This is a genomic window from Bacillus sp. Pc3, from assembly GCF_000815145.1.
Taxonomy (GTDB): domain Bacteria; phylum Bacillota; class Bacilli; order Bacillales; family Bacillaceae; genus Bacillus; species Bacillus velezensis.
Genome location: NZ_CP010406.1, coordinates 3070094 through 3091978, shown reverse-complemented (window position 1 = coordinate 3091978; position 21885 = coordinate 3070094). Strand labels below are relative to the sequence as shown.

The 21885-nt window shown below is 49.0% G+C and carries 14 protein-coding genes, 21 tRNA genes, 3 rRNA genes and 1 riboswitch; of the genes, 4 read left to right on the top strand and 34 right to left on the bottom strand.

The window, feature by feature from the left end:
• Positions 1-212 precede the first annotated feature (212 nt).
• From menC to SB24_RS14835, 6 genes are all read right to left on the bottom strand, one after another.
• Complete coding sequence (menC, locus tag SB24_RS14860) at positions 213-1328, bottom strand: o-succinylbenzoate synthase (protein WP_007408844.1); 1116 nt, start codon at positions 1326-1328, stop codon at positions 213-215.
• On the bottom strand, positions 1325-2788 hold the full coding sequence (locus tag SB24_RS14855; protein ID WP_015418062.1) for an o-succinylbenzoate--CoA ligase: 1464 nt from the start codon (positions 2786-2788) through the stop codon (positions 1325-1327). Before SB24_RS14855 ends, menC begins: the two co-directional genes overlap by 4 nt.
• 87 nt (positions 2789-2875) lie before the next feature.
• Positions 2876-3694, bottom strand: a complete 819-nt coding sequence (gene menB / locus SB24_RS14850; protein WP_015418063.1) for a 1,4-dihydroxy-2-naphthoyl-CoA synthase — start codon at positions 3692-3694, stop codon at positions 2876-2878.
• A 58-nt stretch (positions 3695-3752) separates the two neighbouring features.
• Complete coding sequence (gene menH / locus SB24_RS14845) at positions 3753-4577, bottom strand: 2-succinyl-6-hydroxy-2,4-cyclohexadiene-1-carboxylate synthase (protein WP_007408847.1); 825 nt, start codon at positions 4575-4577, stop codon at positions 3753-3755.
• On the bottom strand, positions 4565-6301 hold the full coding sequence (gene menD / locus SB24_RS14840) for a 2-succinyl-5-enolpyruvyl-6-hydroxy-3-cyclohexene-1-carboxylic-acid synthase (protein ID WP_032868315.1): 1737 nt from the start codon (positions 6299-6301) through the stop codon (positions 4565-4567). Before menD ends, menH begins: the two co-directional genes overlap by 13 nt.
• Positions 6298-7713, bottom strand: coding sequence for an isochorismate synthase (locus SB24_RS14835; protein ID WP_032868316.1), 1416 nt, complete (start codon positions 7711-7713; stop codon positions 6298-6300). Before SB24_RS14835 ends, menD begins: the two co-directional genes overlap by 4 nt.
• 282 nt (positions 7714-7995) lie before the next feature.
• Between SB24_RS14835 and SB24_RS14830 the strand changes: the two genes are divergently transcribed.
• Positions 7996-8715, top strand: coding sequence for a TraR/DksA C4-type zinc finger protein (locus SB24_RS14830; protein WP_015418067.1), 720 nt, complete (start codon positions 7996-7998; stop codon positions 8713-8715).
• Positions 8716-8871: 156 nt separating this feature from the next.
• Entirely contained in the window at positions 8872-9342 is a 471-nt protein-coding gene (locus SB24_RS14825; RefSeq protein WP_020956249.1) for a TspO/MBR family protein, read from the top strand.
• 35 nt (positions 9343-9377) lie between these two features.
• Here SB24_RS14825 and SB24_RS14820 read toward each other — a convergent pair.
• The 24 genes from SB24_RS14820 to SB24_RS14705 form a co-directional block, all read right to left on the bottom strand.
• Positions 9378-9449: transfer RNA gene (locus SB24_RS14820), tRNA-Glu, on the bottom strand.
• A gap of 3 nt (positions 9450-9452) precedes the next feature.
• Positions 9453-9543 (bottom strand) — tRNA-Ser (locus SB24_RS14815).
• A gap of 3 nt (positions 9544-9546) precedes the next feature.
• Positions 9547-9621: transfer RNA gene (locus SB24_RS14810), tRNA-Asn, on the bottom strand.
• Positions 9622-9631: 10 nt separating this feature from the next.
• Positions 9632-9708 (bottom strand) — tRNA-Ile (locus SB24_RS14805).
• Positions 9709-9723: 15 nt separating this feature from the next.
• Positions 9724-9797: transfer RNA gene (locus SB24_RS14800), tRNA-Gly, on the bottom strand.
• 8 nt (positions 9798-9805) lie between these two features.
• Positions 9806-9881, bottom strand: a tRNA-His gene (locus SB24_RS14795).
• Between the two features lie 20 nt (positions 9882-9901).
• A tRNA-Phe gene (locus SB24_RS14790) sits at positions 9902-9977 on the bottom strand.
• Positions 9978-9987: 10 nt separating this feature from the next.
• Positions 9988-10064: transfer RNA gene (locus SB24_RS14785), tRNA-Asp, on the bottom strand.
• Between the two features lie 7 nt (positions 10065-10071).
• A tRNA-Met gene (locus SB24_RS14780) sits at positions 10072-10148 on the bottom strand.
• A 19-nt stretch (positions 10149-10167) separates the two neighbouring features.
• Positions 10168-10260, bottom strand: a tRNA-Ser gene (locus SB24_RS14775).
• A gap of 7 nt (positions 10261-10267) precedes the next feature.
• Positions 10268-10344: transfer RNA gene (locus SB24_RS14770), tRNA-Ile, on the bottom strand.
• Between the two features lie 2 nt (positions 10345-10346).
• Positions 10347-10423, bottom strand: a tRNA-Met gene (locus SB24_RS14765).
• 19 nt (positions 10424-10442) lie between these two features.
• Positions 10443-10515: transfer RNA gene (locus SB24_RS14760), tRNA-Ala, on the bottom strand.
• A 4-nt stretch (positions 10516-10519) separates the two neighbouring features.
• Positions 10520-10596: transfer RNA gene (locus tag SB24_RS14755), tRNA-Pro, on the bottom strand.
• Positions 10597-10613: 17 nt separating this feature from the next.
• Positions 10614-10690 (bottom strand) — tRNA-Arg (locus SB24_RS14750).
• A gap of 9 nt (positions 10691-10699) precedes the next feature.
• A tRNA-Leu gene (locus tag SB24_RS14745) sits at positions 10700-10785 on the bottom strand.
• Positions 10786-10804: 19 nt separating this feature from the next.
• Positions 10805-10879, bottom strand: a tRNA-Gly gene (locus SB24_RS14740).
• A gap of 9 nt (positions 10880-10888) precedes the next feature.
• Positions 10889-10972, bottom strand: a tRNA-Leu gene (locus tag SB24_RS14735).
• 10 nt (positions 10973-10982) lie between these two features.
• Positions 10983-11058 (bottom strand) — tRNA-Lys (locus tag SB24_RS14730).
• A 37-nt stretch (positions 11059-11095) separates the two neighbouring features.
• Positions 11096-11171: transfer RNA gene (locus SB24_RS14725), tRNA-Thr, on the bottom strand.
• Positions 11172-11200: 29 nt separating this feature from the next.
• A tRNA-Val gene (locus SB24_RS14720) sits at positions 11201-11276 on the bottom strand.
• 23 nt (positions 11277-11299) lie between these two features.
• Positions 11300-11415 (bottom strand): 5S ribosomal RNA (gene rrf, locus SB24_RS14715).
• 50 nt (positions 11416-11465) lie between these two features.
• Positions 11466-14395: ribosomal RNA gene (locus tag SB24_RS14710) — 23S ribosomal RNA — on the bottom strand.
• A gap of 175 nt (positions 14396-14570) precedes the next feature.
• Positions 14571-16120: ribosomal RNA gene (locus tag SB24_RS14705) — 16S ribosomal RNA — on the bottom strand.
• The 16S, 23S and 5S rRNA genes sit together here with 21 tRNA genes alongside, the layout of an rRNA operon.
• Positions 16121-16486: 366 nt before the next feature.
• Positions 16487-16587, top strand: a riboswitch (TPP riboswitch).
• Between the two features lie 100 nt (positions 16588-16687).
• Here SB24_RS14705 and thiT point away from each other — a divergent pair.
• Positions 16688-17269, top strand: coding sequence for an energy-coupled thiamine transporter ThiT (gene thiT, locus SB24_RS14700; protein ID WP_007410163.1), 582 nt, complete (start codon positions 16688-16690; stop codon positions 17267-17269).
• 30 nt (positions 17270-17299) lie between these two features.
• Here thiT and SB24_RS14695 read toward each other — a convergent pair whose 3' ends face one another.
• Together SB24_RS14695 and SB24_RS14690 are read right to left on the bottom strand one after the other, a co-directional pair.
• Entirely contained in the window at positions 17300-18829 is a 1530-nt protein-coding gene (locus SB24_RS14695) for a flotillin lipid rafts scaffold protein FloT (protein WP_039254138.1), read from the bottom strand.
• Positions 18830-18848: 19 nt separating this feature from the next.
• The gene (locus SB24_RS14690; protein ID WP_007410165.1) at positions 18849-19379 is read right to left on the bottom strand and encodes an NfeD family protein; all 531 of its coding nucleotides are present in this window, start codon (positions 19377-19379) and stop codon (positions 18849-18851) included.
• 146 nt (positions 19380-19525) lie between these two features.
• Between SB24_RS14690 and SB24_RS14685 the strand changes: the two genes are divergently transcribed.
• Entirely contained in the window at positions 19526-20014 is a 489-nt protein-coding gene (locus SB24_RS14685; protein WP_015418069.1) for a DinB family protein, read from the top strand.
• Between the two features lies 1 nt (position 20015).
• Here the strand turns inward: SB24_RS14685 and SB24_RS14680 are convergent, their stop codons facing one another.
• A complete protein-coding gene (locus SB24_RS14680) occupies positions 20016-20597 on the bottom strand; it encodes an MOSC domain-containing protein (RefSeq protein WP_003152182.1) in 582 nt (193 codons plus the stop codon).
• Between the two features lie 71 nt (positions 20598-20668).
• Positions 20669-21877, bottom strand: coding sequence for a choline dehydrogenase (gene gbsB, locus SB24_RS14675; RefSeq protein ID WP_039254135.1), 1209 nt, complete (start codon positions 21875-21877; stop codon positions 20669-20671).
• Positions 21878-21885: the final 8 nt, after the last annotated feature.

Here is a 21885-nt window from a genome sequence, read left to right as displayed (position 1 = left end):
AATTTTTTATCAAGATGTACATGTTTGCCCCAGCCAGAAAGCAACACCTGCGATGTAAAGCCGACACTGTTTGAAGAATAAAAAAATCATCGCATCCGCCTATTAAAAAAACCGGCTGATACAGCCGGTTCAAACGGGGGAAGGGGTGATAATGAACAATTTCAATATAACAGCAGCATACAGGCAGCTCAACTCGCTGAAATGTCTTTTTATCAATTGTTTGTCGTAAAAACGTCCATTTGCGTGACGTATTTTCTCATTATTTCCTGATTGACTTCAACACCCAGTCCGGGACCGTCCGGAACAGAGATGAATCCCTCTTCGATACGTATGTCGGGAGTGACAATATCCTCCTCCCAGTATCGGTCTGATGAGGAAATATCACCCGGTATCGTAAATTGCGGCAGCGAAGCAAGCGCGACTGTCTGCGCTCTCGAAATGCCGGTTTCAAACATTCCGCCGCACCAAACCGGCATGTGATGCTCTCTGCATAAGTCATGTATTTTTAAAGCCTCTGTCAGGCCTCCTACACGCGCCGGTTTTATGTTAATGATTTTACAGCTCCCAAGCTCAATCGCCCGCCTCGCGTCATCATATGAGCATATGCTTTCATCAAGGCATACCGCGGTTCTCAAGTGTTTCTGCAGGTGGCGGTGATCGACAATATCATCTGCCTGAAGCGGCTGTTCTATCATCATGAGCTGGAATTCATCCAACTCTTTCAGCCTGCTGATGTCTTTCAGTTCATATGCCGAGTTGGCATCCGCCATCAGCGGTACGTTCGGAAAACGGCTGCGGATGGATCTGACCAGATCAACGTCATGGCCGGGCTGAATTTTTATTTTTATACGTTGATAACCTTCTTTTACGTATTGCTCAATTTCCCGAAGCATCTCATCAGCCGAAGCCAGACCCACCGCCACGCCGGCGGGCACTTTATCTCTTTTGCCCCCTAAGGCTTCTGCGAGAGATATCCCCTTTTTCTTGGCATATAGATCCCACACGGCTGATTCAAGCCCCGCTTTTGCCATGCGGTTTCCTTTGAAACGCGCGAGACTGTCAGGAACTTCTGACGGATGGAAAAACTCGCGGCCTACGACATTTGGGATGAAAAAATCTCTCAGCATATGCGCACATGTCTGAATCGTTTCTTCTGTATACCACGGAGAAGAAAACGCCGATACCTCCCCCCAGCCGGTTCTCCCGGTTTCATCGATCGCTTCCACGATCAAAAATTTACGATCCTGCAGCGTTTCAATACTTGTTTTAAACGGTTTTTTCAGCCTCATACTTACATGATAAAGGGTGATTTTTTCAATCTTAATCATGACAATTCTCCTTTACGAAGCTCATTCAGCCGATGCCTCATCAGTTTATTGGACGCGTTCCGCGGGAGCCCGTCAACCTTGAAAAAAGCAGCCGGTATTTTATATTTTGCAAGCCGCTCACGGCAAAAAGCGGTCAGCTCCTCAGAACTGACAGAAGAAGTCAGCACGAGAAAAGCATGCGGCACTTTCCCCCACTTCGGATCTTCGGCTCCCGAAACACCGGCCTCCGCTACAGCCGGATGGGCAAGCAGCGCCGCTTCCACTTCTGCCGGGTAGATGTTCTCTCCGCCTGAAATAATGAGGTCCGACCGCCTGTCCAGCACGTATAAAAACCCTTCATCATCCAAATAGCCAAGATCGCCCGTTTTAAACCATCCATTATGAAAAGCGGCCTGGTTCGCGTCGTCACGATGATAATACCCTTTCATTACATTCGGGCCTTTCACCGTAATTTCACCGTGTTCAAACGGCGCACAAGGGCTTCCGTCTTTTTCAATTCTAATTTCGCATGAAAACAGCGGTTTACCGGCCGAGCCGAGCTTGTCCATACTGAATTCCGGAGAAAGCGTGACAATCTGTGAGCAGGTTTCAGTCAAGCCGTAAGATTGAAATACCGGAAATTGTTTCCTGCGGCATTCTTCAAGGAGCGGCAGCGGTGCCGGACCCCCGCCAAGCAGAATGCAGCGCAGTGATTCAGGACATTGTTCAGTTTCCGCAAGCAGGCCCGAAAGCATGGTCTGCACCGCTGAAATGATCGTGACCTGATGGGAGCTGATGCTGTCCAGCACATCAGTGACAGAAAATTTTTGATGAAGCACGACAGGCATGCCGTAAATGACCGACTTAAACAGCGCAGACAGACCGCTGATATGAAACAGCGGCAGCGCAATAAGCCAGCGGTCCCGCTCCGTGACCCCCAGATTCAGCGCAGACGATACAGCGCTGGAATAATGATTACCGAAAGTCTGCTGCACCCCCTTCGGCCTTCCCGTTGTTCCTGACGTATACATAAGAGTCGCCGTATCATCAAGCGTTACATAAGCTTCAGGTTCAATGTCTCCCGCGGCTTCAGCCTGCAGCTCGTCCACGTCCGCAGCGGCGACCGCAGATTCATATTCTTCACGGCAAAAACCGTCCTCCGTCAATAAAAGCTTAGCCTGTGAATCTTTGAGCTGAAACATCCGTTCCTGTTTTGAGAGCTTCGTATTCAACAGCACAGCTTCCGCCCCTAATAAGAAACAGGCGTGAACGGCATAAACCATTTCCGGTCTGTTAGAAAGCAAAATCGCGGCCCGGTCTCCTTTTTTAAGCGAGCAGTATTTGGACAGCCGCGCGGCCATTTGTTTAGAAGCATGATATAATTCTCTGAATGTCATCTGTTTGTTTTCAAATATGAGAGCGATTCTCTCTGGTGTCAGCTGAGCCCTTTGAATGAGCCAATTCGGCTGTTCTGTCAGCATGTTATCATCTCCGAGGTAAAAGTACTGTTTTTGAAAAGAAAACAGCTTGGACCAGAGCGGCTCAAGCTGTTTCGTAGTGTCATCTGATCACGGAAAACGAGGGAATTGACCGAAATCGGGACTGCGTTTCTCTTTAAAGGAATCGCGGCCTTCTTTCGCTTCGTCAGTCGTGTAATAAAGAAGCGTTGCATCTCCTGCAAATTGCTGAATTCCGGCGAGGCCGTCTGTATCAGCGTTAAATGCCGCTTTAAGGAAACGAAGGGCTGTAGGGCTTTTCTCAAGCATTTCTTCACACCATTTAATTGTTTCCTCTTCAAGTTTCTCTAATGGGACAACTGTATTGACAAGCCCCATGTCGAGCGCTTCCTGCGCGTTGTATTGACGGCACAAGTACCAGATTTCACGGGCTTTCTTATGTCCGACGATACGCGCCAGGTAACCTGAGCCGTAACCGGCATCAAAGCTTCCCACTTTCGGTCCGGTTTGGCCGAAAATCGCGTTATCGGCCGCAATCGTTAAATCACAGACGACATGAAGCACATGGCCTCCGCCGATGGCATAGCCTGATACCATTGCTACGACCGGTTTAGGAATAACACGGATCAAACGCTGAAGATCAAGCACATTCAGACGCGGGATCTGATCGTCTCCGACATATCCGCCGTGACCGCGGACTTTTTGGTCTCCGCCTGAACAGAATGCTTTATCTCCCGCTCCCGCAAGAACGATGACACCAATATTGGAGTCATCACGCGCACGAGCAAACGCGTCAATCATTTCTGATACCGTCTTAGGAGTAAATGCGTTATGTACCTCCGGGCGGTTAATTGTTATTTTTGCAATACCGTTATACGTCTCGTACAGGATTTCATCGTACTGACGTTCACTTTTCCATTCTGCAGCCATTGATATGACCTCCTTCATTTTTGCCTGAGTCCGGCCGAAAAGCTATTTTCTTTATGCTTTACAAGCCGTATAAAAACTCACTTACTATCTTACCAAAAATTCGCGGCTGTTCCACATGTACCGTGTGCCCCGCCTGTTTGACAACCTCTATTTTACTTGATGGGAGCAGGTTATGCACCTTTTGATTAATAGCGCAAAACTTTTCATCCCATTCACCGCATATGAGCAGAACGGGTGCTTTGATGCGGTGTAATGCCTCCCACCAGGAAGGCTGTGAGCCCGTCCCCATTCCGAGCAGGCTGCCTGCAAGTCCGGACGGATTATTTTTCATCCTGCCGGCACGGATGGACGCCTTTACGCTGTCCGGCAGAGAAAGCTGCGTGGCAAACAACGGAATGCCCTCCCAATAATCGACAAACGATGTTATACCTTCCCGCAATATAAAGTCAGCAAGCTTCCGGTCTGACTGAATCCGCTTTTTGCGTTCCTGAAGCGTGCTGAGGCCCGGGGTTGTACTTTCCAAAACAAGCGCTGACACCCGATGCGGAAATGCCTGTGCAAAGGAATACGCAAGTCTTCCCCCCATAGAATAACCAATAAGTTTCACTTTGTGAAGTTTTAATTGATCAAAAACGGCGGCAAGGTCCGCAACCTGCCGGCTCGCACTGTACCTTGCCGCTTGCACAGGCGCGTCTGTCTCCCCGTGACCCAGGCAGTCAATCATCACCATTCGTTCGCCGGGAAACATGCCGCGTAAAAACATCCATGATTCTTTGCTGCCCGTAAATCCATGCAGACAAACAATAGCTTCAGATGATTCGTGTCCGCTATCAGCAGCACGATAGCATACGCCGTCGGCCGTTTTAACTGTTACAGTTTCCATTCTTTTTTCACTTCCCGCACTGCGGCCTGCAGCAGATCGCGATGGAATTGAACTCTTGATGTCCGATCTGTTTTCAGCTCGATTATATGAAGTCCGGGCTTGTCCGCCTGCGGCTGATACGCATCCTTAAATGCTTCCCATGTCTCAGGGCAAGTATACGTCCCGCCGTACAGTGCGGCGGCATGCCGGAAATCAAGACCCGTCGGCGTACCGAACAGTTCTTCAAAATGAGTCTTATCAGATGCCTGCGGCAAAAACGAGAAAATCCCGCCGCCATCATTGTTTATTAAAATAACCGTAAGCGGAATTCCAAGTTTTTTAGCCGCTAACAGCCCGTTTAAATCATGGTAAAACGATAAATCTCCAATTACAAGCGTGACAGGAGCTTTTGTACCTTCACACAGTCCCATAGCCGAGGAGACAACTCCGTCAATTCCGTTAGCGCCGCGGTTGGCATAGACACGGAAGGAGCGATCTTGTTTTTCAAAGAACGTATCCACGTCGCGAATCGGCATGCTGTTTCCGACAAAAATCGAACTGCCTTCAGGGACAAGGTGCTGAAGCTGACGATATACATTTCCTTCAAATGATAAATCATCCATGCTCGCGTCCTGTAAATGACTCCGGAAACGCTCATTGACAAACTGCCATTTCTCAAGCCATCCGGACGGCCGCTTTCCGGTTTCAGCTGAACGGACCGCTTCCAAAAACACCGACGGATGGCAATGAATCATATGCGCGCCGGCCTGGGTGGGATCTCTCCATCCTCCGTCTTCATCGACGATAAACTGCTCAATGGCAGGATCATCTCTGAGCCATAAAAAGAGCGGTTTAGAAACCGGCATCGGACCGAAGCGGATCACAGCGTCAGGGCGCAGCGCCTCTTTTATTTCTTCATCTTTTAAAAACGAGTCATAAGCATCAATAATCAGCGTCTTATCATGCTCCCCGTTTCGGAGGTTTGAAAGCGGATCAGCCAAAATCGGGAACTGAAGCATCTCGGCAAGCGCGATGATTTGCTGCTTTTCTGCTTCACCGTGAATTTCGCCGCAGACGATCATACCTCTTTCGGTACCCGCGAGACGCTCTGTAATATGACAGAGAGAGTCTTGAGCAGCTGACTGAATCCCTGTTGTGACTGAGACGTGCCGCCCCTTTCTCATTCTTTCAAAAGGTCCGGCTGATAAATCCGGCATCAAAGGCTCTCTGAGCGGCACATTGATATGGACTGGCCCCATCGGGCGCTTCCCGGCTTCACTTACGGCTCTGCCGGCCAATGTTCTGATATAGCTCAGCATTTGAGGATTTTCCTCAGGCAGAGCCGAGTCTGTGAAAAACTTAACAAAGTTACCGAACAGAAAATGCTGGTTAATCGCCTGAGGCGCCCCCACTTCCCTCAATTCATGAGGCCGGTCAGCAGTCAGGACAATAAGAGGCACTCTTGAATAATGAGCTTCAATCACGGCCGGATAGAAGTTAGCCGCCGCCGTTCCTGACGTACAAATCAGCATGACCGGACGCTGGCGGGCTTTTGCAAGACCGAGTGCGAAAAAACCTGCGGATCGTTCATCAATCTGTATATGGACTTGAATATCCGGGTGGGCCGCCGCCAAAACCGCCAAGGGAGTTGACCTCGACCCCGGGCAAACAACTGCGTCGGTGACACCCGATAGAGCGAATTCATCAATAAAACTTCCGATATAATGTGTAATCGGGTTTGTCAAAGCCTTTCACCTCCTAAAGCAGAGATCATCGGCTTTAGTTTAATTTGTGTTTCTTCATATTCTGATTGCGGATCTGAATCTTCAACAATGCCGCAGCCTGCGAAAAGCCGCGCACTTTTGCCTTCAATCAGCCCTGATCGGATAGCCACGACAAATTCTCCGTTTTCCCTGCCGTCCATCCAGCCGATCGGTGCCGCGTACCATCCGCGTGTCATCGGTTCAATATCAGCGATAACTTCAACAGCTTTCTGCTGGGGAGCTCCGCCCAATGCCGGTGTGGGATGCAGCTTTTCAATTAAATCAAACAGCGAAGCGGACGTTTTAAGATGGCCTGTGATCGGTGTATATAGATGCTGAACACTTTTCGTTTTATATAATTGCGGACCTGCAGGCTTTTTCACATCGCTGCAGCTCGACAAGAAAGAATCGTGTATCATCTGAACCACAAAATCATGTTCCGCGAGATTTTTTTCGTCATGCAGCAGCTCTTTGCCGAGACGCTCATCTTCTTGTTGATTTTCTCCGCGCTTAATTGAACCTGCCAGACAGGTGGACATAACGTCTTTGCCGGATTTTTTGATCAGCCGTTCCGGTGAAGCGCCGACAAAGCATTTATCTCCCTGCTCAATCGCAAAAACATAGCTTGTCGTTTGGTCCGTCAAAAGCTTGCGGACAACGCTCTCCGCCGGAATAGGCCCATCATATGACAAAACGACTTCCCTTGCCAGCACGACTTTATCATATTGATTTGCTTTCATATCATTTGTTGCTGTTTTAATGGCTTCAAGCCAGTTTTCCACATCAAGTTCTTCCGCTTTTGTTAAAACAGGATATTCTTCATACTCGATTGAAGAAACTGAAAAAGCTTCCGAAAAAGATTTCAGACGTTTCAGCGTATCTTCTGCCTGATTACCGTCTGCCGCCCATTGATTGACGGTTAAATAATCACCATCTGCCGTCTTTGTCAGCATGAGTGAGGGGATAAAGAACAGTCCTTCTTCGAACCCGTTCCATTCGTCTCCTCTCTCTTCAGCAGGATTAAATGAAAAACCTCCGAATAAGACAGGGCCGACCGCGGTATGCGCCGCCTCTTCTTCTTCATGAATATGAAAAGCCGTCTTTTTAAAGCGCTCCCATTGTTCAAAAACGTCGTGATAACGCTTTCCATTTTTTTCATTCGATTGGAACAGCGCTTCTGTGCCAAGACCGACTATTGTTAATTCACTACCGGGTTCTGACCAAAAAAATCGTTTGCCTTTATATTTTTTTGCTCCGTCTTTGAAAAATGATAGAGGGTCTAAAGACGCAATACGTCTTGAATAGCTCAATAAGACAGCATGGTTGACTTGTTTGGCTTTATGTAATGCATGATCTGCTTCCTCTCGGAACGTATGCTGCACCGTTGTCACCATGAGACATTCCTCCATAATCCGTTAAATGCTTTTAATACAATACACCTGTGATGACTTTGTGTCAAACACACAGATGTGAGCACGACAAAATGCCTGCATTTCTTATTATAAACCTTTTTGCGCAAATGAATAAAGAAACAAACTTGAATTTTCTTTCCCCACTCTCGGCAATCACTGTATCCTTTTACTTCCTCATGGGAAAATGACTATTTTTATCCACCATTTTTCTGCGCAAAAGCGTTCATACTAACAGTAAGCATCACATAGAAACGAGGGATTGATGTGCTTACAAACGAACAGATCACACACTTAAAAAAAGAATTGGAAGAAGCCAGACATGATATTTTAAGCCGCTTTAAAGAAAATGATCAATTTCAGTTAGCTGATGAATTCCCGTATCAGTCATCCGGCGAATTGTCTTCCTATGACAATCATCCCGGCGATCAGGCGACCGAATTATACGAGCGGGAAAAAGACCTGGCTCTGCTCGACCATGAACGGGAGCACCTTCGCGACATTGATTACTCTCTGAAGCAAATTGAAAACGGCACATACGGCACATGTGAAGTCAGCGGCAAGGACATTCCTTATGACAGACTCGAAGCTCTGCCGACGGCTACGACATTGGCGGAATATTCCTCGCAGGATGCCGTTTCCAAAGACAGGCCGATTGAAGAGGAAACACCGTTCGGACAGTTTGAATTTGATGATGATGAATCAATCCGGGCGGCTTACGATAGTGAAGATGCTTATCAGGATGTTGAGGAATACGGAAACTCAGAAACGCCTCAGGATTTAGAAGATCCTCCGCTCAGCTATGGGGATATGACAATGAACTCAGAAGAAAACATCGGCTATGCTGAGGATTATGAAAACTTTATCGCGACAGATATTACCGGAAAAAACATTTCCGTGTATCCAAGCAAAGCACACGAAAAATATGAACAGGAACTGGACGAAGAAGGAATTATGACGACCTTTGGCGATCTTCATGCTGATTAAAACCCCGGCCTGCCGGGGTTTTTGAATACAAATAAATGGTTTGATGCATTTTCACACTGAAAACTCATACACTTAATGATGCATAAACCTTTTAAAAGGTTTAATCTTTCCAAAAAAGGGAACTAACGTATTGACATTGAATGACGGAGGGAACAAATGAAAAAGAAGTATATCGGTGCGATTATTGTATTTATCATTACATATGTCTTGTTTTCTTTAGCGGGGGTTCTCTTTCCCATCGACCGGGAATGGTATGACGCGCTGCAAAAACCTGACTGGACGCCGAGCGGATCAGTGATCGGCATCATATGGGCGGTTTTGTTTGCGCTTATTTCGCTCTCAGCAGCCTTGATATACGCAAAGTTTTCATGTAAAGAATCCAAAGCTTTTTGGGTGATGCTTCTCATCAATTATATCGTGAATCAAGGATTCAGCTATTTTCAATTCACACAGAAAAATTTGCTTGCTGCATCTATCGATTGCCTGCTTGTGGCTGTGACAACACTCATTCTGTTGCTCATTGCCGGTAAATACAGTAAAGCTTCAGCCTGGCTTCTGGTTCCTTATTTATTATGGAGCGCTTTTGCCACATACTTGTCTTTTACCATTTACACTATGAACGCATAATAAAAAACCTTGCATAGTATGCAAGGTTTTTTTAATGACCCGTACGGGATTCGAACCCGTGTTACCGCCGTGAAAGGGCGGTGTCTTAACCGCTTGACCAACGGGCCTTATGGCGGAGAAGGAGGGATTTGAACCCTCGCGCCGCTTACACGACCTACACCCTTAGCAGGGGCGCCTCTTCAGCCACTTGAGTACTTCTCCGTATGGCTCCACAGGCAGGATTCGAACCTGCGACCGATCGGTTAACAGCCGATAGCTCTACCACTGAGCTACTGTGGAAAAATCATCATGGTGGGCCTGAGTGGACTCGAACCACCGACCTCACGCTTATCAGGCGTGCGCTCTAACCAGCTGAGCTACAGGCCCATGACAATATAAAAATGGAGCGGGTGATGGGAATCGAACCCACGACATCAGCTTGGAAGGCTGAGGTTTTACCACTAAACTACACCCGCATGTTGTTTGGGGCGATTGATGGGAATCGAACCCACGAGTGCCAGAGCCACAATCTGGTGCGTTAACCACTTCGCCACAACCGCCAAAACAATATTAAATTAAATGGTGGCTCGGGACGGAATCGAACCGCCGACACACGGATTTTCAGTCCGTTGCTCTACCAACTGAGCTACCGAGCCTTTTTATAAATGGCGGTCCGGACGGGACTCGAACCCGCGACCTCCTGCGTGACAGGCAGGCATTCTAACCAACTGAACTACCGGACCATTTTTTTGGTTGCGGGGGCAGGATTTGAACCTGCGACCTTCGGGTTATGAGCCCGACGAGCTACCGAACTGCTCCACCCCGCGATGATAATTAAATTAGATATGGCGGAGGAAGAGGGATTCGAACCCCCGCGGGCTTTGACACCCCTGTCGGTTTTCAAGACCGATCCCTTCAGCCAGACTTGGGTATTCCTCCGTATAAGTGGTGGACCTTGTAGGACTCGAACCTACGACCGGACGGTTATGAGCCGTCTGCTCTAACCAACTGAGCTAAAGGTCCAATGGTAGCGGCGGAGGGGATCGAACCCCCGACCTCACGGGTATGAACCGTACGCTCTAGCCAGCTGAGCTACACCGCCAAAAACAATTAAAATCAAGTGGAGCCTAGCGGGATCGAACCGCTGACCTCCTGCGTGCAAAGCAGGCGCTCTCCCAGCTGAGCTAAGGCCCCAAAATGGTCGGGAAGACAGGATTCGAACCTGCGACCCCATGGTCCCAAACCATGTGCTCTACCAAGCTGAGCTACTTCCCGTTTTTCAAAAGTATGTATGGCGCGCCCGAGAGGAGTCGAACCCCTAACCTTTTGATCCGTAGTCAAACGCTCTATCCAATTGAGCTACGGGCGCAACAATAAGTGCCGAGGGCCGGACTTGAACCGGCACGGTAGTCACCTACCGCAGGATTTTAAGTCCTGTGTGTCTGCCAATTCCACCACCCCGGCATGGATGATATAGTATAGTTGGAGCGGAAGACGGGATTCGAACCCGCGACCCCCACCTTGGCAAGGTGATGTTCTACCACTGAACTACTTCCGCGTTTGGCAATGCGGATGAAGGGACTTGAACCCCCACGTCTGTAAAGACACTAGAGCCTGATTCTAGCGCGTCTGCCAATTCCGCCACATCCGCAAGAAAAACATGGTGAGCCATGAAGGACTCGAACCTTCGACCCTCTGATTAAAAGTCAGATGCTCTACCAACTGAGCTAATGGCTCTTATTACAAGAGACTTATATAGTATAACATATAAAGGTGGTGCCGGCAAGAGGACTTGAACCCCCAACCTACTGATTACAAGTCAGTTGCTCTACCAATTGAGCTACACCGGCTTAATACGCCAACTTATGTATGATAGGAATGGTGGAGGATGACGGGCTCGAACCGCCGACCCTCTGCTTGTAAGGCAGATGCTCTCCCAGCTGAGCTAATCCTCCATATATTACACTTACGTGTAATAGCTTGGCGGCGTCCTACTCTCACAGGGGGAAACCCCCGACTACCATCGGCGCTGAAGAGCTTAACTTCCGTGTTCGGCATGGGAACGGGTGTGACCTCTTCGCTATCGCCACCAAACCATTGAGAGTGTTCTCTCAAAACTAGATAACAGTAAGCATACATTCAAATTGGTTAAGTCCTCGATCGATTAGTATCTGTCAGCTCCATGTGTCGCCACACTTCCACCTCAGACCTATCAACCTGATCATCTTTCAGGGATCTTACTTCCTTGCGGAATGGGAAATCTCATCTTGAGGGGGGCTTCATGCTTAGATGCTTTCAGCACTTATCCCGTCCGCACATAGCTACCCAGCGATGCCCTTGGCAGAACAACTGGTACACCAGCGGTGCGTCCATCCCGGTCCTCTCGTACTAAGGACAGCTCCTCTCAAATTTCCTGCGCCCGCGACGGATAGGGACCGAACTGTCTCACGACGTTCTGAACCCAGCTCGCGTACCGCTTTAATGGGCGAACAGCCCAACCCTTGGGACCGACTACAGCCCCAGGATGCGATGAGCCGACATCGAGGTGCCAAACCTCCCCGTCGATGTGGACTCTTGGGGGAGATAAGCCTGTTATCCCCGGGGTAGCTTTTATCCGTTGAGCGATGGCCCTTCCATGCGGAACCACCGGATCACTAAGCCCGACTTTCGTCCCTGCTCGACTTGTAGGTCTCGCAGTCAAGCTCCCTTGTGCCTTTACACTCTGCGAATGATTTCCAACCATTCTGAGGGAACCTTTGGGCGCCTCCGTTACCTTTTAGGAGGCGACCGCCCCAGTCAAACTGCCCACCTGACACTGTCTCCCCGCCCGATAAGGGCGGCGGGTTAGAAGGTCAATACAGCCAGGGTAGTATCCCACCGATGCCTCCACCGAAGCTGGCGCTCCGGTTTCCAAGGCTCCTACCTATCCTGTACAAGCTGTACCAACATTCAATATCAGGCTGCAGTAAAGCTCCACGGGGTCTTTCCGTCCTGTCGCGGGTAACCTGCATCTTCACAGGTACTATAATTTCACCGAGTCTCTCGTTGAGACAGTGCCCAGATCGTTGCGCCTTTCGTGCGGGTCGGAACTTACCCGACAAGGAATTTCGCTACCTTAGGACCGTTATAGTTACGGCCGCCGTTTACTGGGGCTTCAATTCGCACCTTCGCTTACGCTAAGCGCTCCTCTTAACCTTCCAGCACCGGGCAGGCGTCAGCCCCTATACTTCGCCTTACGGCTTCGCAGAGACCTGTGTTTTTGCTAAACAGTCGCCTGGGCCTATTCACTGCGGCTCTCTCGGGCTTGCACCCTAACAGAGCACCCCTTCTCCCGAAGTTACGGGGTCATTTTGCCGAGTTCCTTAACGAGAGTTCTCTCGATCACCTTAGGATTCTCTCCTCGCCTACCTGTGTCGGTTTGCGGTACGGGCACCTCTCACCTCGCTAGAGGCTTTTCTTGGCAGTGTGGAATCAGGAACTTCGCTACTATAATTCGCTCGCCATCACAGCTCAGCCTTCACGGGAAACGGATTTGCCTATTTCCCAGCCTAACTGCTTGGACGCGGATATCCAATACCGCGCTTACCCTATCCTCCTGCGTCCCCCCATTGCTCAAATGGTGAGGAGGTGGTACAGGAATATCAACCTGTTATCCATCGCCTACGCCTTTCGGCCTCGGCTTAGGTCCCGACTAACCCTGAGCGGACGAGCCTTCCTCAGGAAACCTTAGGCATTCGGTGGAGGGGATTCTCACCCCTCTTTCGCTACTCATACCGGCATTCTCACTTCTAAGCGCTCCACAAGTCCTTCCGGTCTTGCTTCACAGCCCTTAGAACGCTCTCCTACCACTGTTCGAAGAACAGTCCGCAGCTTCGGTGATACGTTTAGCCCCGGTACATTTTCGGCGCAGAGTCACTCGACCAGTGAGCTATTACGCACTCTTTAAATGGTGGCTGCTTCTAAGCCAACATCCTGGTTGTCTAAGCAACTCCACATCCTTTTCCACTTAACGTATACTTTGGGACCTTAGCTGGCGGTCTGGGCTGTTTCCCTTTCGACTACGGATCTTATCACTCGCAGTCTGACTCCCAAGGATAAGTCATCGGCATTCGGAGTTTGACTGAATTCGGTAACCCGGTAGGGGCCCCTAGTCCAATCAGTGCTCTACCTCCGAGACTCTTACCTTGAGGCTAGCCCTAAAGCTATTTCGGAGAGAACCAGCTATCTCCAGGTTCGATTGGCATTTCACCCCTACCCACACCTCATCCCCGCACTTTTCAACGTGCGTGGGTTCGGGCCTCCATTCAGTGTTACCTGAACTTCACCCTGGACATGGGTAGATCACCTGGTTTCGGGTCTACGACCACGTACTCAATTCGCCCTATTCAGACTCGCTTTCGCTGCGGCTCCGCATCTTCTGCTTAACCTTGCACGGGATCGTAACTCGCCGGTTCATTCTACAAAAGGCACGCCATCACCCGTTAACGGGCTCTGACTACTTGTAGGCACACGGTTTCAGGATCTCTTTCACTCCCCTTCCGGGGTGCTTTTCACCTTTCCCTCACGGTACTGGTTCACTATCGGTCACTAGGGAGTATTTAGCCTTGGGAGATGGTCCTCCCGGATTCCGACGGAATTTCACGTGTTCCGCCGTACTCAGGATCCACTCAGGAGAGAACGAAGTTTTGACTACAGGGCTGTTACCTCCTATGGCGGGCCTTTCCAGACCTCTTCATCTACCTCGTTCCTTTGTAACTCCGTACAGAGTGTCCTACAACCCCAAGAGGCAAGCCTCTTGGTTTGGGCTGGTCCCGTTTCGCTCGCCGCTACTCAGGGAATCGCATTTGCTTTCTCTTCCTCCGGGTACTTAGATGTTTCAGTTCCCCGGGTCTGCCTTCTCATATCCTATGTATTCAGATATGGATACCACTCCATTACGAGTGGTGGGTTTCCCCATTCGGAAATCTCCGGATCAAAGCTTGCTTACAGCTCCCCGAAGCATATCGGTGTTCGTCCCGTCCTTCATCGGCTCCTAGTGCCAAGGCATCCACCGTGCGCCCTTTCTAACTTAACCGTTAAAAAGAATCACTACGTGATATCTTGCATTACTAATTGAATGTGAATTACTTCTGTTATCTAGTTTTCAAAGAACAACATCTCGAAGAATCGAATGATCCTTCAAAACTAAACAAGACAGGGAACGTTCTGTTTATAAGACCCAAGGTCTTATATTCCGTTAAAATCCTTAGAAAGGAGGTGATCCAGCCGCACCTTCCGATACGGCTACCTTGTTACGACTTCACCCCAATCATCTGTCCCACCTTCGGCGGCTGGCTCCATAAAGGTTACCTCACCGACTTCGGGTGTTACAAACTCTCGTGGTGTGACGGGCGGTGTGTACAAGGCCCGGGAACGTATTCACCGCGGCATGCTGATCCGCGATTACTAGCGATTCCAGCTTCACGCAGTCGAGTTGCAGACTGCGATCCGAACTGAGAACAGATTTGTGGGATTGGCTTAACCTCGCGGTTTCGCTGCCCTTTGTTCTGTCCATTGTAGCACGTGTGTAGCCCAGGTCATAAGGGGCATGATGATTTGACGTCATCCCCACCTTCCTCCGGTTTGTCACCGGCAGTCACCTTAGAGTGCCCAACTGAATGCTGGCAACTAAGATCAAGGGTTGCGCTCGTTGCGGGACTTAACCCAACATCTCACGACACGAGCTGACGACAACCATGCACCACCTGTCACTCTGCCCCCGAAGGGGACGTCCTATCTCTAGGATTGTCAGAGGATGTCAAGACCTGGTAAGGTTCTTCGCGTTGCTTCGAATTAAACCACATGCTCCACCGCTTGTGCGGGCCCCCGTCAATTCCTTTGAGTTTCAGTCTTGCGACCGTACTCCCCAGGCGGAGTGCTTAATGCGTTAGCTGCAGCACTAAGGGGCGGAAACCCCCTAACACTTAGCACTCATCGTTTACGGCGTGGACTACCAGGGTATCTAATCCTGTTCGCTCCCCACGCTTTCGCTCCTCAGCGTCAGTTACAGACCAGAGAGTCGCCTTCGCCACTGGTGTTCCTCCACATCTCTACGCATTTCACCGCTACACGTGGAATTCCACTCTCCTCTTCTGCACTCAAGTTCCCCAGTTTCCAATGACCCTCCCCGGTTGAGCCGGGGGCTTTCACATCAGACTTAAGAAACCGCCTGCGAGCCCTTTACGCCCAATAATTCCGGACAACGCTTGCCACCTACGTATTACCGCGGCTGCTGGCACGTAGTTAGCCGTGGCTTTCTGGTTAGGTACCGTCAAGGTGCCGCCCTATTTGAACGGCACTTGTTCTTCCCTAACAACAGAGCTTTACGATCCGAAAACCTTCATCACTCACGCGGCGTTGCTCCGTCAGACTTTCGTCCATTGCGGAAGATTCCCTACTGCTGCCTCCCGTAGGAGTCTGGGCCGTGTCTCAGTCCCAGTGTGGCCGATCACCCTCTCAGGTCGGCTACGCATCGTCGCCTTGGTGAGCCGTTACCTCACCAACTAGCTAATGCGCCGCGGGTCCATCTGTAAGTGGTAGCCGAAGCCACCTTTTATGTCTGAACCATGCGGTTCAGACAACCATCTGGTATTAGCCCCGGTTTCCCGGAGTTATCCCAGTCTTACAGGCAGGTTACCCACGTGTTACTCACCCGTCCGCCGCTAACATCAGGGAGCAAGCTCCCATCTGTCCGCTCGACTTGCATGTATTAGGCACGCCGCCAGCGTTCGTCCTGAGCCAGGATCAAACTCTCCGATAAAGTAGTTTGACTGACTACGCACATCGCTGTGCGATTTATTTAAAACTTTGAATTAACAGGTACGTTTTGTCTTGTTTAGTTTTCAAAGATCATTACCGCTTGTTGAAGCAGCTTTATTATCTTACCACTCAGCTTCTTTTATGTCAACAACTTTTTTCAAGTTGTTTCCGAAGCTTTTCGTTGTTGTCTGCTGTTCATCAGCGACGTTTAATAATATAACACCCTTTTGAAAATATGACAATAGTTTTTTTAAAAAAATCATTAATTATTTTCTTTCATACTTATTTCAGTTTCTCTTCTATAGAAAGATAAGCTGTCTTGTGGTTTGGCATATTTTCTTGTATAGTAAGATTGAACTAAATACTTGATGACCACAAGGGGAGCATTAAAGCTGAGAGTGAACGTTTTGTTCTGACCCTTTGAACCTGTTAGTTAACGCTGGCGTAGGGATGTGGCAAAGCCAAATGATTTGCAGTTTATGCAAGCAGCGCGCGGACCTTTTCCCATCCTTCCCCGCGCTGCTTTTTTGTTTATCCTTGTTACGGTTGTCTGACCAGGGGGAAAACTATGAATCATTCAACACAGCTTGTGCGCTTAATTGAAATAGCGATTATGACCGGGGCGGCTGTCATTCTGGACATTGTCTCAGGTATGTTTCTCCGGATGCCCCAAGGCGGTTCGGTCTCTATTATGATGATTCCGATTTTTTTGATTTCATTCCGCTGGGGAGTGAAAGCCGGGCTTACGACAGGCTTTTTGACAGGGATTGTCCAGATCGCCATCGGCAATTTGTTTTTGCAGCACCCGGTGCAGCTATTTCTTGATTACATCGCGGCATTTGCAGTTCTCGGTTTCAGCGGCTTGTTTGCTTCCGGTGTACGAGAATCGGCATTGAATAAAAAAAGAGGCGCTTTAACGATGTATGTTATAGGCGGTGTTTTCATCGGCAGTGTGCTGCGCTATGCGGCACATGTGGTCTCCGGAGCTGTCTTTTTCGGAAGCTATGCTCCGAAAGGCACGCCGGTATGGATTTATTCGTCCGTCTACAACGCGACTTATATGATTCCTTCTTTTATCCTTTCGGCCATTGTCCTTATCTTATTATTCATGACTGCGCCGCGGCTTCTTGAAGCTAAGCGGACAAACTGAAACAGCAGGCGGTTTACGCCTGCTGTTTTTTTATTCCGGGCTGTGCCGTTCGTTTGAATCACTCAGTTCTTTTGTAAGTTCATTTATACTTTGTTTTATGTTTCCTTTGCCTGAAAAATTCTCAATAAGCTCTTTTACATTGATTCCGGAAGATGCTTTTAAGCTTTCCTGAAGACCGGCCATTAAATTGGTTGCGTAGCCTGTGACTTTATTGGCCCCGCCATTTTCACCGCTTCCTCCCGTATCAACGACGGTTATTTTATCAATGTTGGAAAGAGGCGCTGAGACTTGCTTCGCATATTCAGGCAGCATTTTCACAATCATATCAAGGATTGCAGCCTGCCCGTATTTTTCGAATGCTTCGGCGATTTTTTCTTTAGCTTCCGCTTCTGCGAGACCTTTCAGGCGGATGACTTCCGCTTCGGTTTCTCCTCTCGCCTTTTCAGCCTCCGCTTTAGCAAGACCGTCAATTCTCACGCGTTCCGCTTCCGCCTTGGCCATCGCTTCGATGCTGTACTGCTCGGCATCCGCTTCTGCGAGCTGCTTCGCTTTTGCGGCCGCGGCCGCTTGTTCCACCGAGTAACGGTCAGCATCGGCTTTTTTCTTCACTTCAGAGTCATATTGGCGCTCACGGCGCAGAATTTCTTTTTCCTCCAATTCAATCTGCTTTTGCCGCTCAATAATTTTAATTTGCATTTCCTGCTCTGTCACCTGCTGGCGGGCTTTTGCTGTTTCAAGATCATATGCCTGGTCGGCATTGGCTTTTGCTGTATCCTGCTCTCTTCTGTATTCCGCCATTTTCAGCTGATTGATTTTTTCCGCTTCAGCTATTTCCGTCGCCCGCTCCAGCTCTGATTTTTTTGCGTCTTTATCAGCGGCCGCGCGTTTAATCCTCGTCTCTTTATCCGCTTCTGCCGTGGCAATGTCCGCATCCCGCTTGACTTGGGCGATTCTCGGCTTACCTAATGATTCAAGATAGCCGTTTTTATCGCGGACGTCTTTAATCGTAAAAGAAACGATCACAAGCCCCATTTTAGCAAGATCCTGAGACGCGACCCGCTGGACTTCCTGAGAAAACTTTTCCCTGTTTTTATAAATCTCTTCAACGGTCATGGAGCCGAGGATGGAGCGCAGATGGCCTTCCAGCACCTCCCGCGCCTCCTGCTCACGGTCGTCCTTGGATTTCCCCAAAAATTGTTCAGCTGCTGTGGCGATTTCACCGATGGAGCCTCCGATTTTAATAATGGCGGTTCCGTCGGCCATTACCGGCACGCCTTGCTCTGTATAGACTTCAGGTGTAGAGACATCAAGTTTGCTTGACAGTAAACTGAGAGGTTCTGCCTGCTGGAATACCGGGAGCACGAACGTTCCCCCGCCCCGGACGATTTTCAGACGATTTCCGCCTTCATCAATGTGGACGTTCTTATTTCCCAAATAACTTCCGGTCACGATAAGGGCTTCGTCCGGCCCCGCTGTCCGGTACTTCGTAATAAATACAGCAATAAGTGCGATGAGTAAAAAGAATACGATTCCGATAACGATGATAATCGGCATAGTCATAACAGTTCCCCCTTAGATATCAGATTGGTTCATGCGGCGTCACAAAAAGCACTCCGTCTTTCACGTCAATCACTAATACGGCAGTTCCGTACTTGATCTGTTCTTGATCAAAGCTGACGGCTGATTTAGAAATGGCGCCCCCTATTCCCTCTATGATCACTTCTCCATAGCCGTCTTTCGGGACGGAAGTAATGACCCTGCCGACTCTGCCCTTTAAATCCGTCTCCCGGTAAGCGAGCGATTCTTCCGCTGATGAAAGCGGGACAAGGACGAAGAAGTGAAGCAGGCTGACCAAAAGAACCGAAAGAACAAATGAAAGCAACGCAATGACAGAACTTGATAGCGGAGCGGCGATTTCGCCGATATAACCTGAGGCTGAAAAGATTGTTAAAAAAGACAGAATCAATGCAGGATTTAAAAATGAAACAGGAATGGCTTCCGAGAGGCCGTGAAACACATCTTGAAAAAACAGAATCAAAAGCGTGAGACTTCCCGAAATAATCAATGTGTAAAGATAGACCGTTTCAAGCGGCAGATGAAATATGTCCATCTTCTATCCTCCTTTCAGCCGATGTGTCGGAGTGTTACTTTATATACGGATGTAAAGGTAAATGGTTTCAATTTTCTGATAAGGGAGGCTGATTACATGATTATCCAATCCGGATATGATATGTTTACTCTAAAGGAGGAGATAGGATGAGCATTTTTAATGAAGCCAGACAGCAGATCTGGGAAGAACTGAAAGGACTCTCTGATGAGGAATTCAACCGAAAGCCCGCGGCTGATGAATGGAGCGTGCGGGAAGTCCTTGACCATTTAAAGAAAATTGACGAAACAGCGCAGACCCTTTTATCAAAGCAGGCAAAAGACGCACCGTTAAAAGAAATAGAAGAAAAACCGATGGAGTTTATAGAGGACAGAACAGATAAACGGCCGGCGCCCTCACACCTCGAACCTGAGCAAAACCGATTATCAGTCATTGAAGCAAAACAGGAATTAGATATGGCAAGACAGCAGCTGACCGCAGTTATTTCATCATTAAACGAGGAAGACTTTGAACGTGTGCTTCCCCATCCTGTTTTTCAAGAACTGACGATCCGTCAGTGGATTGATTTTATCGGCCATCATGAAAAGCGTCACATTAATCAAATAAAAGAAATCAAACAAAAAATCGAAAAGGTCTGAGTCAGACCTTCTCGATTTTTTTCTTGGCGCGTTTCGGTTCATAAGAATGGATGGTGACCGCATCGCCCGTGCATATGTCACCCGGGCGTTCAACAATACAGACAATTCCTCTTCTGCCCATCGCGTGCCTCACAAACGCCGCGGCGAGTTTTGGCTGATCCGGATAAAAGGATTGAATGACTTCTCCCGGCTGAATGCACGGATCATTTTCTCCCTCACACAACAGAGACGCACCGCTTGGAAATATCATTCTGCTTCCTTCTTTAAGCGGCGTCAGTGCAGAAAAACCGCTGATTGCGATATTAGCGCCGAGCCATTCGGGAAAGATATGAGAAATCCCCATCTTCTCCGCAATGTCATCACATTCCTCCATAGACACGATTGAAATCTGTCTCCGGTTAAAAATTTCTGTTCCTCTTTCATACATCGGCTCGCGCGCGCCGGCCTTTTTTGTCAGTCCGAAATGCAGGTCACCGGGAAACCCGCCGTATTCCGCACGAAGCTTGTCCATCTTTTTGGTAACAAATTGTTCGGTATCCGCTATATATACGCCTTCCGTCTTTGCTGTTATGCGTTTCCACATTAGCCGCCACCGCCTTTTTCTTGACATTATCCTTAAAAAACCCCGCTCTGTAAAGGAGCGGGGTTCATTTATTATACCGTTTTCGGCGTTAAGTCAAAGCAGCGTTTGTAAATCCAGTTGTATGCTTTCTCATTCAAATCTCTTGGATTTCCGAAAGTTTGCGGATCTTTCATGGCTTCTTTTGATAAACGTTCAATCATGTCCGGAGACACACCTTGTTCTTCTAAACTCGGCACCTCTAAATCTTTTACAAGATCATACATCCAGTTGACGGACGCTTTTGCCGCTTCTTCGGTTGTCATGTTGCTTGTATTGATTCCGAATGCTTTGGCGATGCGGGCGAATTTTTCCGGATAGCCTTTCCAGTTGTATTCCATTACCGGCCCCATCATAGCTGCGACGCATTGTCCGTGAGCGACAGGGATGATGCCGCCGAGCGTCTGGCTCATCGCATGCGCCGCGCCTGCTGATTCACTGCCGTATGAAAGGCCGGCAAGCATCGCCGCCTGCGCCATGCCGTATCTTGCTTCCAAATCCTCTCCGTCCGCAAACGCGCGCTTAATATAATGCGCCGCATATTCAATGGCCATTAAAGCAACGGCATCAGTGATCGGCTGCGCGAATTTCATCGTATAGCACTCGATGGCGTGCGCAAGTGCGTCAATACCTGTCATGGCCGTCACATGCGGAGGCATGGACGTGTGCAGCTCAGGGTCAATGACCGTTAAATGCGCGGCGATAAGCGGTCCGCCCGTATTGAATTTAAATTCTCTTTCCTCATCTGTAATGACCGCCCATTGTGTGACCTCTGAACCTGTTCCCGCAGTCGTCGGGATCGTTGTCAGCGGAGGAATACGGTTTTCCAGCGGCTTTTTGCCTTCCGCGGCTTCATAATCAAGCACGCTTCCTTCGTGTGTCGCTTCTACCCCGATCGCTTTCGCTGTATCCATGGAGCTTCCGCCGCCGACAGCCACAAGACCGTTGCAGTTTTCTTTTTTATACAGTTCTGATCCTTCGTTTACAAGACGTACAGGCGGGTTCGGCTCCACTTTGTTAAACAGGACGACTTCGATGCCCGCTTCCTGTAAAGATTCAATGACCGGGTTTGCCACTCCCGCGTTATAAATTCCCGGGTCTGTTACGAGCAGCGCTTTTGTGACGCCAAGCGCTCTGACTTCACTTCCCGCGTGCTGAATCGCACCGATTCCGTGTTTAATGACTGTCGGGATTTCGAATGTATGGAATTTATGCATGCTTTCTACTTTCATATTTAATGTCATATTGTATC